We start from the raw sequence: 12,269 nt of genomic DNA on the forward strand, positions 1-12,269 counted from the left end.
AAAACCTTAGGTTTGCATTGTAATTATTTTATAAACTATAATGAGTGAACCGTATGGAAAAAGAGAAATGTAAAGTCTATGTTACTATTTGGGACTCATTTTATTCATTTAATTTCAAGAATATTTAATGATTTACGTTATGAATTAAGAAGAAAGGAAAATAACAAGTAAATCAGCATGGAAAATAGGAATAACTTATGTTACTATAACGAACTTGTTATTTGTCTTGGATTAGACCTATATAAGAATTTTATCTGAAAGATATTTAAGGTTTTTAGGATATATTCAAATGCCTTTCCAAATTATAAATCATTAAATCACTTTATTATGGGAAACTATTATTTTATTGGAATTGATGTGAGTAAAAAGAACTTGGATTGTTGCCTCCTGAGTAATGGTGTGGTGGTGAAACAAGATGTTATTTCAAATCATCAAAAGAGTATCGAGGACTACTTATCTGTAATTTGTGCAGAACAAAATATAGATGCAGAACAAATAGTAGTATGTGCTGAATTTACAGGATTATATATTTATCCTTTAACAATCTCTTGTCAAGCCGGAAACTATAAACTTTGGTTAGAAGATCCTACTCAAATAAAATACAGTTCAGGGTTGCAACGAGGAAAAAATGATCCCGTAGATGCAAAGCGTATTGCTTTATATGCCTATCGTTATATAGATAAACTTAAAATATATAACCACCCAACTATAAGTGTTGAATCAATAAAGCTATTAACAACAGAATTAAATATGCTATGTGTTGATAGAGCTAAATACCAAGCTCAATTATCAGATCAAAAAGAATATATGCCTGATAGAGTCTATAAATTGAAGTCAAAGAGATTATCTCTGCTTATTAAAGAATTAGATAAAGCAATAGCTAATATTGAAGCGGAGATTGAGGATATTGTAGCAAAGGATGCTTTATTATCTCATCAGATGAAATTATTATTGAGCATTGAAGGAATAGGTAAAAAAACTTCTTTAAAAATGATACTGGAAACACAAGGCTTTACACGATTTACAGATAGTCGTAAATTCTGTTGCCATGCGGGTGTTGCTCCATTCAGTTATTCATCAGGAAGTAGTCAGCATTCTAAAAATCGGGTTTCCCATAGAGCAAATAAAAGTATAAAATCTTTACTCCATTTAGCAGCCTTATCTGCTATTCAAAATAAGAATAGTGGATTAAGGGTATATTACGATAGAAAAGTTGCTGAGGGCAAAAATAAAATGTCAGTACTAAATGCTATCAGAGCCAAACTCGTAGCCCGCATGTTTGCCGTAATAAAGAATAATGAACTATACAACTCAAATTATACTAATCAGTTTGTTGTCTGAAAAAACTGTTCGTATATTTGCGAATTAAAAAACTATTCGTATATTTGCGAACTATAAAATGAAGAAGATGGAAAAAGTGAAGAAAAGATATACGGTTGAGCAGGTGCAAATGGCACGTTTCGCCAAAGCCCTTTCGCATCCTGTACGGATTGCTATTCTGCAATTGTTAGCAAGTCAAGAATGTTGTTATCATGGAGATATGTCTGAAGTGTTACCAGTAGCGAAAAGCACTTTATCGCAACATTTGAATGAATTAAAAGATGCCGGTTTGATACAAGGTGAAATTACATTGCCATCTGTTAAGTATTGCATTAATCAGAAAAACTGGTCTTTAGCGAAAAGATTATTTGAAGCTTTATTGACTGAAGTAGAAATATCAGACAATTGTTGTAATACATAATTTTTTATCTTTAAAGTTCGTATGTTTGCGAACCTACAGACAATTCGCTTTAAAGCGAATTGAATTTTTGATAAACTTATTATTATATATGGAAAATAAAGAAATTAAAGAAATGGTAAAGCAAAAATACAGCGCACTTGCTTTACAAAATGATAACCAGTCGTCTTGTTGTGGCTCTGGATGCTGTTCCTCTGATAATGTGTATAACATTATGAATGAGGATTACAGTCAGCTTGACGGCTATGAAGCAGATGCTGATTTAGGTCTGGGATGTGGACTTCCTACAGCTTTTGCCGGATTAAAAAAAGGCGATTTTGTTGTGGATTTAGGTTCCGGGGCAGGAAATGATTGTTTTGTAGCCCGCGCTGAAGTCGGAGAAACAGGGAAAATCATCGGTATTGATTTTACAGATGCTATGATAGAAAAGGCAAGAAATAACGCACAAAAGAGAGGTTTTACAAATGTCACTTTCCGCAAAGGTGAAATAGAAGATATGCCTATTGGTGGTAATTCCGTTGACGTTGTAATAAGTAACTGCGTATTAAACCTATTACCAACCAAAGATAAAATCTTCCATGAAATTTTCAGGGTTTTAAAACCCGGTGGGCATTTCTGCATCTCGGATGTGGTTTTAGAAGGTGAATTACCTGAATCCATCAAACAAGTAGCAGAATTATACGCCGGATGCATTGCAGGAGCAATTCCTAAAGAACAATATATGGTTAAGATTTTCAGTGCAGGTTTTTTACAGGTGAAAATACAAAGGGAAAAACCTATCGTTGTCCCTGATGATATCCTAAAAGAGCATCTTGATGAAAAATCATTCCATGAATACAAGGAGAATAATTCAAAGATATTCTCTATTACAGTAACAGGTGTAAAACCTGAAAGTGCTTGCGATTGTAGTTCCGGATGCTGTTAATAATGTTTTGATATGAATGCACAAAAAGTTTTAATTCTTTGTACAGGCAATAGTTGCCGTAGCCAAATGGCACATGGCTTCCTGCAATCTTTCGACCCTGCATTAAAAGTATTCTCTGCAGGGACAAATGCAAGCGGAAAGGTTAATCCCAAAGCCATAGAAGTAATGAAAGAAGCCGGAGTAGATATATCCAGCCATACTTCCGATAGTGTAGATAAGTATCTGAATGAAGAATGGGATTATGTCATTACGGTTTGTGGTGGGGCAAATGAAAACTGTCCTACTTTTTTCGGTAAAGTGAAAAACCGTTTGCACATAGGATTTGAAGATCCGTCAGAAGCAAAAGGGTCACCAGAATTTATCCATTCGGAATATATCCGGGTACGGGATGAAATAAAAGAAGCATTTTATAAATTATACATAGAAAAAATAAAAGGCAATGAGTAAGAAGAAAATGAGTTTTTTAGATAAGAATCTCACTCTTTGGATATTCCTGGCAATGGCTATCGGGGTTGGGCTGGGTTACTTTTTCCCATCTTTCAGCACTACAATAGATTCATTATCCAGTGGAACTACAAACATCCCTTTAGCCATCGGTTTAATCTTAATGATGTATCCGCCATTGGCAAAAGTCGATTATAAACAATTACCGAAGGTTTTTAAGGACGTAAAAATATTATCAGTTTCGTTAATCCTGAATTGGATTATCGGGCCGATATTAATGTTTGTACTTGCCATCATCTTCTTACACGATTACCCTGAATACATGGTAGGTGTAATCCTTATCGGATTAGCGAGATGTATAGCAATGGTGCTTGTGTGGAATGACCTTGCGGAAGGAAATACGGAATACGGTGCAGGTTTAGTAGCCCTGAACAGTATCTTTCAGGTATTCTTTTACAGTTTCTATGCTTGGTTGTTTATTACGAAACTTCCTCCCCTTTTCGGGTTTGAAGGGGCTATCGTTGATATTTCCATCGGTACGATTGCCGAAACGGTTGCTATATATTTAGGTATTCCTTTCTTAATGGGAATATTGAGCCGACTTATATTAGTGAAATTGAAAGGAGAACAATGGTATAAGGAAAAGTTTATCCCGAAAATATCCCCGATAACCTTAATTGCACTGTTATTTACAATCGTTCTTATGTTCAGCCTGAAAGGTGAATTGATTGTACAAATACCAATGGATGTGGTTCGGATAGCCATACCGTTGCTTATCTACTTTGTCGTGATGTTCCTGCTTAGTTTCTTCGCAGGTAAGTTTATGGGGGCTTCTTATGATAAAAATGCTTCTATTGCTTTCACTGCAACCGGAAACAACTTTGAACTGGCTATCGCAGTGGCAATCGGCGTATTCGGATTACATAGCGGACAAGCCTTTGCCGGAGTAGTCGGGCCATTGGTCGAAGTCCCGGTATTAATCCTGTTAGTGAACTTGGCTTTTTGGCTTCGGAAGAAATATTATAAATAAACATAGTACAAACTAATAAAAACACATTGTATGAAAAAAAGTATTTTAATCGGGCTTTTTGCCATATTGCTGGTAGCCTGTGGTGGTAATGCACAAAAAAACAACGGACAAGCCACTGAAACGCAAGCTAAAGAGCAAGTAGCGGATGCTTCTGTGGTGAACGTTTACTATTTCCACGGTAAACAACGCTGTAAAACCTGTATTGCGGTAGGCGATGTAACAGAGAAGACAATAAAAGAACTTTATGCAGACAATCCACACGTGAAATTCATTGAAGTAAAAACCGATGAAAAACAAAATGCTTCACTCGTAGAAAAATATGAAGTAACATGGAATGCCCTTATTATTGCCAAAGGGGATAATTCCATAGATATTACCGACAAGGCATTTGCCAACGCTTTGAATACTCCCGAAAACCTCACTGACCTGATCAAAACCGAAGTCAATAAAAGATTATGATGGAGTTTTTACAGAATCTTGTGGATGGCTCTAACTTTCCATTACTAACGGCGTTTCTTTTGGGCTTAATGACTGCAATCAGTCCTTGCCCATTGGCAACCAACATTACAGCTACCGCTTATCTTAGTAAAGATATAGGCGATAAGCGAAGAGTAATGTTTAATGGCGTATTCTATACACTCGGCAGAATGTTTACCTATACGGCACTTGGTTTGATTTTCTATTTTGGAGCAAGTCAGTTTCAGGTAGCTAAACTTTTGCAGAATGTTGGGGGAATGTGGCTTGGGATAGCATTAGTCATTATCGGGATATTCATGTTGGACATTATTAAAATAAAGGTTCCGGGAATGAATAAGCTAACCTCAAAAATAGAAAACAAGAAAGGAAAGAAAACCTACCTCGACGCTTTCCTGCTCGGTTTGCTGTTTGCATTGGCTTTTTGCCCTTATAGCGGTGTATTGTACTTTGGTGGATTAATCCCGATGACTATTGCCAGCCCGTCAGGGTTATTACTTCCCCCTGTATTTGCCATAGCTACCGGGTTGCCTGTAATTATCATTGCATGGCTGTTGGCATACAGTGTTAGCAACGTAGGCAAATTCTACAATAAGATGAGTGTCTTCCAGAAATGGTTTAAATGGATTGTCGCTGCCGTTTTTATAATAGTGGGTATTTACTACATAATTACAAGCATTTAATTAGAAATAACAATATAAGATAAATAATATGGAGATTATTGTATTAGGTACAGGTTGTGCCAAATGTAAAACAACCTATGAATCTGTCCGGAAAGTGTTGGCAGATAATAACATTGCTGCCGATTTGAAGAAGGAAGAAAATATACTTGAAATTATGAAGTATAACATTATGTCTTTACCTGCGGTTGTTGTTGATGGAGAAGTAAAGTTGAAAGGGTATGTTCCGAGTGAAGAAGAAATAAAGAAATCCCTGAATCTATAAAACATCACATTATGAGCAGCACATGGTATCCGATTATTGATTCGGAAAAATGTACAGGATGTTCCGCTTGCTTTGAAAAATGCAAGAAAGGAGTTTATGCGATAGAAAATGAGAAACCAGTAGTTGTATATCCTGATGGATGTGTAACTGGTTGTCATGGTTGCGAACCTCTTTGCCCTACTGCTGCAATCAGTTACTTTGGTGATGCAGCAACAATGGATTACTGTAATTGATAGAATTGTACGCATTGAATAGATGCTGTTTTGAATCAGATAGCGTCTATTTTTTTAACCAAATAGTTCGCTACATTACGAACATTGAATAAATAGAATTAATAACAAATAAAATATTAAAAATGAAAACAATTAAAATTTATGACCCTGCATTATGCTGTCCTACCGGATTGTGCGGAGTGAATATCGACCCTGAGTTGATGCGTATAGCAGTTGTGGTTGAAACATTGAAACAAAAAGGAATTATAGTTGAACGTTTTAACTTGCGAGACCATCCTCAGGTATATGTAACCACGAAGGTTGTCAATGATTGCCTTATGGCAGAAGGAGCAGACGTATTTCCTCTAATCACAGTTGATGGTGAAATTGCTATAAAAAAGGCGTATCCATCAAATAAGCAGATTGCAGAATGGCTCGATATTTCAGAAGATGAACTAACAATAAAAAAATAACCCACATGAAAAAGTATAATCCTTCAAACGAAAAACTTACCCAGTATATATTTTTCACGGGTAAAGGCGGTGTAGGCAAAACATCTATCGCCTGTGCTACAGCTGTAAGTCTTGCAGATAGTGGAAAAAAAGTATTGTTGTTGAGTACCGACCCGGCATCCAATTTACAGGATGTATTTGATATGCCGTTAGACAATAAAGGTACTCCCATTAAAGATGTACCCCGCTTGACTGTTGTAAACCTTGACCCCGAACAAGCGGCTGCCGAATACAGGGAATCGGTTATCGCTCCATATCGGGGTAAATTACCTGAAAGTGTAATTGCTAATATGGAAGAACAACTATCCGGTTCATGCACAGTAGAGGTCGCAGCGTTCAATGAATTTTCTGATTTTATCACTGACGAAGATAAGAGCAAAAACTATGATTATATCATTTTTGATACAGCCCCAACAGGTCATACACTCCGTATGTTGCAACTTCCTTCTGCGTGGGATACTTTTATTGACGAAAATACGACCGGAGCTTCGTGCTTAGGACAATTATCAGGTTTGGAAGACCGCAAAGATGTATATAAACATGCGGTAAAAAATCTAACCGATAAGTCTAAAACAACGCTCTTCCTTGTCAGCCGACCGGAAGACAGCCCGTTGAAAGAGGTCGAACGTTCATCCAATGAGTTGTCGGATATAGGTATCGAAACACAGCATTTAATCATAAATGGCGTATTAGAAAACTACGATGCAGACGATAGTATTTCCAAACAGATTTATGAACACCAGCAAAATGCGCTGAATAACCGTTCGGCAGCCTTGCTAAAACTGAACACCTATATTGTTCCGCTTCGTTCTTATAACATGACAGGCATTGATAATATCCGTAATATGTTGAATGCGGATGTAGCCATAAAGAACGAAAGTCCGGATATTGAGAAACGTAGTTTCAATACGATTGACAGCGTTATTGAAGACCTCTACAAAACAGGTAAACGGGTGATTTTCACGATGGGTAAAGGCGGTGTAGGCAAAACTACCATTGCCGGGAATATTGCTCGTGGTTTGGCTAAAAAAGGAGTGAAAGTGCATCTGACTACAACTGACCCTGCAAACCATTTGGCTTATATCGAAACGAAAATAGACGGCATCACAGTAAGCCATATAGATGAAAAAGCGGTGCTTGCTGCCTATCAGAAAAATGTGCTTGACAAAGCAAGGGAAACAATGGGTGATGCTGATTTAAGTTATATCGAAGAAGACCTGCGTTCCCCATGCACACAGGAAATTGCCGTTTTCAATTCCTTTGCCGAAATAGTTGCCAAAGCGGATAATGAAGTGGTTGTGATAGATACTGCACCAACCGGACACACGTTGCTGCTGCTGGATTCAACCCAAAGTTATCATAAGGAAGTAGAACGGACACAGGGAAATATCACCCCTGCGGTTCAAAACCTATTACCTCGCTTGCGAAGCGAAAAGGAAACGGAAGTGGTTATCGTAACCCTGCCGGAAACAACACCTGTGTTTGAAGCACAAAGACTGCAACAGGACTTACAACGTGCCAGAATTAAGAATAAATGGTGGGTGGTTAATTCCAGTCTTTTGCTGACTTCAACCAATAGTCCATTCCTTAAAGCTAAAGCATTAAGTGAAGTGCAATGGATTAATAAAGTGAAGGAGATTTCAGACGGGAACTTTGCCGTTATTGAATGGAAGGAAAAAGTGTAATTTAGAACGATCTGCAAATTATTCTGAAGAAAATAAACGAATAATTTGCAGATCTTTTAAAAATCTTCGATTTTCATCAATCTTTTTTATTTTAAATTAATGATGATGTACATCCATTTTTAAAGAAAATCAGACTTTTAGCATATTTAGCTGTTAAAAATTGACTATCAAAATCTTTATAAAATTATGTAAGGTGCTTGTATCTTCATGCAATGTAAATAGTAAAAATAAAGCGGATAATAAACGTATTATGCAACCTTTTTGGCAAGAAAATTGTTTAAATAATAACATAGAGTAATATAAAAAAAGAATCATGAAATCAACAGAACAACCTGAGAGCGCAATGTTTTTAGAAAACGTAAGCCGTTACAGTTATGACGAAACCTTCGATAAACTATCCGAAAAAATCCAGTCTCTCGGAAACTGGAAAATACAGCATATTCATGATATGCAGGAAACGCTTCGCAAAAATGGGAAAGAAGTGCTACCGATAAAAGTCATAGAATTGTGCAACCCCAAATATTCCGGCAGAATATTGGAGCATGATATGGAACGTCTTTATTCATCATTACTTCCATGTCGCATATCTATATATCAGACTTCTGATGGTATAACCCGTATTTCGCGCATGAATTCGGTTGCTATGGCAGCACAAATCGGCGGACTGGTAGAGGAAGTAATGAGCGAAGCCTTTGCTGAAATTGAAAAAGCAATAGCCGAAATAGAATCGTAAATTAAACAGTAGATAATCTGTGAAAATAGTACGAAACTTGCAACTAAGTTGCAAAACATAATCGCTATCTTTGCAGCATGAAATATTTGTCCCTCATATTATCCATATATGTATTACTGTTATCAGTAATGCCATGTTGTTTTGAGGATAAATGTTTAGCTATATATACAGATACCGTTGAAACGAGCAATGACATAGGCAATAGTTGTGACGACTGTTCCGATGATAGTTGTTGTTCCCCTTTTCTACATTGTAATACCTGTTCCGGATTTCCGGAAGCCCGTTTTTATAATCCAATAATAATAATTTTAGGCTCTATACCTGATTATAAATCAGATTATATAGTAAAAAACGCTCTCTCTGATTATAAATCTTCAATCTGGCAACCGCCAAAAGCATAAACTAATTTTTATTATACAGGTCGTTGTGAATATGCCCTGCAATTTTTACGATAATACATTCTTTGTAATATCGTAATCCTCATATCATTTATAGTTGAAGATTTAAAAACAAGAAATAAAATGAAAACAAAAATTATACTGATGCTATTCTTAGTATTCAGCATTTCCAATATTTTCGCTCAAAATACACTTAACGTTAAACTAATAGACTGTGATAACAAAGAGCCTTTAATCGGTGCTAATATTATACTTCAAAATACTACGAACGGAACATCTTCTGATGCTGAAGGATTAGCGGTACTCTCCAATATTCCAGACGGTAAACAGAGGTTTGAAATTACTTATGTAGGATATGAAAAGACCATAAAAGAATTTACATTCCCGTTGGCTTCGGATGAACCTATCGTTATCAGGGTTGAGCCTGATGAAGAAACATTGCAGGAAGTAGTTGTTTCTTCAACAAGGGGGACACGTACTTTTAAAGATATTCCTACCCGTATTGAATTTATAAATGCCGAAGAGTTAGGCGAAAAAGGAGTGATGAAACCCGGAGATATACGTATGCTTCTGAATGAAAGCACGGGTATTATGACACAACAAACATCAGCCATATCGGGTAATTCATCTATTCGCATTCAAGGTTTGGACGGTAGATATACACAGATACTAAAAGACGGTTTTCCCGTATTTTCAGGTGCAGCAAGCGGATTAGGTTTATTACAGACACCACCGCTCGATTTAAAGCAGGTTGAAATAATAAAAGGTTCTTCTTCTACTTTATACGGTGGCGGTGCTATTGCGGGACTGGTAAACCTTATATCGAAAACGCCTGAAAAGGAAAGGGATTTCTCAATCCACCTGAATGGGACAACAGGTAAAGGGCTTGATGTAAACAGCTTTTTCGGTCAGAAATTCAACAAGGTAGGTACTACCGTTTTTGCATCGTATAACCGTAACTGGGCTTATGATCCGTCAGATGTTGGCTTTACGGCAATACCAAAGTTCGACAGGTTTGTATTTAATCCTAAGCTATTCTTGTACCTGTCTGAAAACACAGATTTTAATTTCGGTATAAACTCCATGATTGAAAACCGTCTGGGTGGTGATATGGAGTATGTAAAAGATAAGGGAAACGAAGAACATTCCTATTTTGAAAGAAACAAGACACAAAGGCATTCAAGCCAACTTACATTTGAACATCGTTTCGACAAACAAAACAGATTAAATGTAAAGAACAGCATTACTTATTTCAGCCGTAAGATTGAGATTCCCGATTTCAAATTTGACGGCGACCAGTTATCGTCTTTTTCAGAAGTATCTTATATACATACAAAAGAAAAAACGGAATGGGTAGCGGGTGCGAATGTGTGGACGGATAAGTTTACCGAAGAAAAACTGACCGATTTTCCTTTACGTGATTACAATATGACTACCGTAGGCGTATTTGTACAGAACAATACGAAAATAACGGACTGGATGAATCTTGAAAGCGGATTGCGTACCGATTATATTAACGATTACGGTTTTGCAGTTCTACCCCGTATATCTTCTCATTTCAAGATAACGGAGAAATTTTCATCCCGTGTAGGTGGTGGGTTCGGATATAAAGCACCTACCATTTTTTCGGAAGATAGCGAACGCATCCAGTTTCAGAATGTCTTGCCGATAGATGACAACAGGAACAAACTGGAAAGGAGTTATGGGGCAAATGTGGATTTTACTTATAAAACGGGTTTGTTCGGCGACCAAGTATTTTTAAGTATAAACCAGTTATTCTTTTATACTTACCTGAAAAATCCGCTTGAACTGCAAGCTGCTGAAAATAATCGTTGGCAGTTTAATAACATTAACGGTCACGTGGATAGTAAAGGGGCTGAAACCAATATGAAAATTAAGTATAAGGATTTCGGTTTATTTCTCGGATATACCTATACGGATGCTGATGTAAAGGAAGACGGCAGAAGCTACCAAAAAACCTTAACCCCGAAACATAAAATCAATTCTGTTTTAATGTATGAGGTGGAAGATAAATGGAAAATCGGATTGGAAGCTTATTATACCGGAAAACAAAATTTGAATGACGGTAAAACAGGTAAGGATTACCTTGTCTTCGGATTAATGATGCAACGAATTTGGGAAAAGTTCTCAATATATGCTAACTTTGAGAACTTTACCGACAGACGGCAGACAAGGTTTGATACCATTCATACGGGTTCGATGACTAATCCTGAATTTCGGGACATTTATGCACCGTTGGACGGTTTCATCCTGAATACCGGGATTATAATTAAATTGTAAAATGAATAAATCAATTTTTAAAATTGAACAAATGGATTGTCCGAGTGAGGAAAACCTCATTCGGATGAAACTCCAAAATATAGAGGGTGTTGCAAAGCAGGAATTTGACCTGAAAGGCAGGATATTTACTGTTTACCATACAGGCGACTATCAGGAAATCGAAAAGCAGCTTGCTACCTTGAATCTCGGTTCACGCTTTATTGAAAGTAAAGAAGTAACAGGAGAAGTCCAGGCAGAGGAAAATAGCAAACAGCGTAAAGTCCTTTGGATTGTACTGGCTATTAACTTCGGCTTTTTCCTGATTGAAATGTCAACGGGTATTATATCCAAATCTATGGGATTGGTTGCTGATAGCCTTGATATGCTTGCTGATGCTTTTGTTTATGGATTAAGTTTGTTTGCAGTCGGTGCAGCCGTAAGCCGTAAGAAGCGTGTTGCTATGATTTGCGGATATTTCCAGATACTTTTGGCTGCCGTTGGTTTTATAGAGGTAATCAGACGGTTTACAGGTACAGAGGAAATGCCTGTTTTTCAAACAATGATAGGTATATCCGTACTTGCTTTGATTGCTAATGTTATATGTTTGCTTTTACTTCAAAGGACGAAGAGCAAAGATGCCCATATTCAGGCAAGTATCATCTTTTCATCCAACGATGTAATAATAAATGCAGGGGTAATTCTTGCCGGATTCTTAGTATGGCAGTTGAATAATCAGATACCCGACCTTATTATCGGTAGTATTGTATTCCTTATTGTTATAAGAGGGGCAATTAGGATATTGAAACTTGCTAAAAATTAAATAATGTCATTTGATCTGCAAATTATTTGTATATTTTCTCTCAAATAATTTGCAGATCTCATAAGAATAGTAA

The 12,269-nt window shown here is 36.7% G+C and carries 14 protein-coding genes; all 14 read left to right on the forward strand.

Annotated elements, in window-relative coordinates; all coding sequences use genetic code 11:
- The first annotated feature begins 327 nt into the window (after positions 1 to 327).
- The 14 genes from M2470_RS18210 to M2470_RS18275 all read left to right on the forward strand — a co-directional run bounded on the left by M2470_RS18210 (position 328) and on the right by M2470_RS18275 (position 12,196).
- Positions 328 to 1,341 carry an IS110 family transposase gene (locus tag M2470_RS18210; RefSeq protein WP_129733306.1) on the forward strand — a complete coding sequence of 338 codons (1,014 nt, stop codon included), beginning with the start codon at positions 328 to 330 and terminating at the stop codon, positions 1,339 to 1,341.
- A gap of 67 nt (positions 1,342 to 1,408) precedes the next feature.
- Entirely contained in the window at positions 1,409 to 1,741 is a 333-nt protein-coding gene (locus tag M2470_RS18215) for a metalloregulator ArsR/SmtB family transcription factor (protein WP_129733305.1), read from the forward strand.
- An 88-nt stretch (positions 1,742 to 1,829) separates the two neighbouring features.
- A complete protein-coding gene (arsM, locus tag M2470_RS18220) occupies positions 1,830 to 2,663 on the forward strand; it encodes an arsenite methyltransferase (RefSeq protein ID WP_129733304.1) in 834 nt (277 codons plus the stop codon).
- Positions 2,664 to 2,675: 12 nt separating this feature from the next.
- Complete coding sequence (locus tag M2470_RS18225; protein ID WP_129733303.1) at positions 2,676 to 3,110, forward strand: arsenate reductase ArsC; 435 nt, start codon at positions 2,676 to 2,678, stop codon at positions 3,108 to 3,110.
- A complete protein-coding gene (arsB, locus tag M2470_RS18230; protein WP_129733302.1) occupies positions 3,103 to 4,137 on the forward strand; it encodes an ACR3 family arsenite efflux transporter in 1,035 nt (344 codons plus the stop codon). Before M2470_RS18225 ends, arsB begins: the two co-directional genes overlap by 8 nt.
- A 30-nt stretch (positions 4,138 to 4,167) precedes the next feature.
- Positions 4,168 to 4,596, forward strand: a complete 429-nt coding sequence (locus M2470_RS18235; RefSeq protein WP_129733301.1) for a nitrophenyl compound nitroreductase subunit ArsF family protein — start codon at positions 4,168 to 4,170, stop codon at positions 4,594 to 4,596.
- Positions 4,596 to 5,294: an aromatic aminobenezylarsenical efflux permease ArsG family transporter gene (locus M2470_RS18240; RefSeq protein ID WP_129733956.1), complete on the forward strand. Its 699-nt coding sequence runs from the start codon at positions 4,596 to 4,598 to the stop codon at positions 5,292 to 5,294. The genes M2470_RS18235 and M2470_RS18240 overlap by 1 nt, the downstream gene beginning before the upstream one ends.
- Positions 5,295 to 5,322: 28 nt before the next feature.
- Entirely contained in the window at positions 5,323 to 5,556 is a 234-nt protein-coding gene (locus M2470_RS18245) for a thioredoxin family protein (RefSeq protein ID WP_129733300.1), read from the forward strand.
- An 11-nt stretch (positions 5,557 to 5,567) separates the two neighbouring features.
- The gene (locus tag M2470_RS18250) at positions 5,568 to 5,789 is read left to right on the forward strand and encodes a ferredoxin family protein (RefSeq protein WP_129733299.1); all 222 of its coding nucleotides are present in this window, start codon (positions 5,568 to 5,570) and stop codon (positions 5,787 to 5,789) included.
- Positions 5,790 to 5,911: 122 nt separating this feature from the next.
- Positions 5,912 to 6,241: an arsenite efflux transporter metallochaperone ArsD gene (gene arsD, locus M2470_RS18255; protein WP_129733298.1), complete on the forward strand. Its 330-nt coding sequence runs from the start codon at positions 5,912 to 5,914 to the stop codon at positions 6,239 to 6,241.
- Positions 6,242 to 6,246: 5 nt separating this feature from the next.
- Positions 6,247 to 7,965: an arsenical pump-driving ATPase gene (gene arsA, locus M2470_RS18260; RefSeq protein WP_129733297.1), complete on the forward strand. Its 1,719-nt coding sequence runs from the start codon at positions 6,247 to 6,249 to the stop codon at positions 7,963 to 7,965.
- A gap of 313 nt (positions 7,966 to 8,278) precedes the next feature.
- Complete coding sequence (locus M2470_RS18265; protein ID WP_229058434.1) at positions 8,279 to 8,698, forward strand: DUF302 domain-containing protein; 420 nt, start codon at positions 8,279 to 8,281, stop codon at positions 8,696 to 8,698.
- A gap of 521 nt (positions 8,699 to 9,219) precedes the next feature.
- Complete coding sequence (locus M2470_RS18270) at positions 9,220 to 11,397, forward strand: TonB-dependent receptor (protein WP_129733296.1); 2,178 nt, start codon at positions 9,220 to 9,222, stop codon at positions 11,395 to 11,397.
- 64 nt (positions 11,398 to 11,461) lie between these two features.
- Positions 11,462 to 12,196 (forward strand): cation diffusion facilitator family transporter, encoded by a 735-nt coding sequence (locus tag M2470_RS18275; protein ID WP_255489688.1) that lies wholly within the window; start codon positions 11,462 to 11,464, stop codon positions 12,194 to 12,196.
- The last annotated feature ends 73 nt before the right edge of the window (positions 12,197 to 12,269 follow it).

It is taken from the genome of Parabacteroides sp. PH5-46 (assembly GCF_029892785.1).
Classification (GTDB): Bacteria; Bacteroidota; Bacteroidia; order Bacteroidales; family Tannerellaceae; genus DFXE01.

Coding starts and splice junctions, on each gene's coding strand:
- M2470_RS18210 (WP_129733306.1), top strand. CDS start 328: ATGGGAAACTATTATTTTATTGGAATTGATGTGAGTAAAAAGAACTTG.
- M2470_RS18215 (WP_129733305.1), top strand. CDS start 1,409: ATGGAAAAAGTGAAGAAAAGATATACGGTTGAGCAGGTGCAAATGGCA.
- arsM (WP_129733304.1), top strand. CDS start 1,830: ATGGAAAATAAAGAAATTAAAGAAATGGTAAAGCAAAAATACAGCGCA.
- M2470_RS18225 (WP_129733303.1), top strand. CDS start 2,676: ATGAATGCACAAAAAGTTTTAATTCTTTGTACAGGCAATAGTTGCCGT.
- arsB (WP_129733302.1), top strand. CDS start 3,103: ATGAGTAAGAAGAAAATGAGTTTTTTAGATAAGAATCTCACTCTTTGG.
- M2470_RS18235 (WP_129733301.1), top strand. CDS start 4,168: ATGAAAAAAAGTATTTTAATCGGGCTTTTTGCCATATTGCTGGTAGCC.
- M2470_RS18240 (WP_129733956.1), top strand. CDS start 4,596: ATGGAGTTTTTACAGAATCTTGTGGATGGCTCTAACTTTCCATTACTA.
- M2470_RS18245 (WP_129733300.1), top strand. CDS start 5,323: ATGGAGATTATTGTATTAGGTACAGGTTGTGCCAAATGTAAAACAACC.
- M2470_RS18250 (WP_129733299.1), top strand. CDS start 5,568: ATGAGCAGCACATGGTATCCGATTATTGATTCGGAAAAATGTACAGGA.
- arsD (WP_129733298.1), top strand. CDS start 5,912: ATGAAAACAATTAAAATTTATGACCCTGCATTATGCTGTCCTACCGGA.
- arsA (WP_129733297.1), top strand. CDS start 6,247: ATGAAAAAGTATAATCCTTCAAACGAAAAACTTACCCAGTATATATTT.
- M2470_RS18265 (WP_229058434.1), top strand. CDS start 8,279: ATGAAATCAACAGAACAACCTGAGAGCGCAATGTTTTTAGAAAACGTA.
- M2470_RS18270 (WP_129733296.1), top strand. CDS start 9,220: ATGAAAACAAAAATTATACTGATGCTATTCTTAGTATTCAGCATTTCC.
- M2470_RS18275 (WP_255489688.1), top strand. CDS start 11,462: ATGAAACTCCAAAATATAGAGGGTGTTGCAAAGCAGGAATTTGACCTG.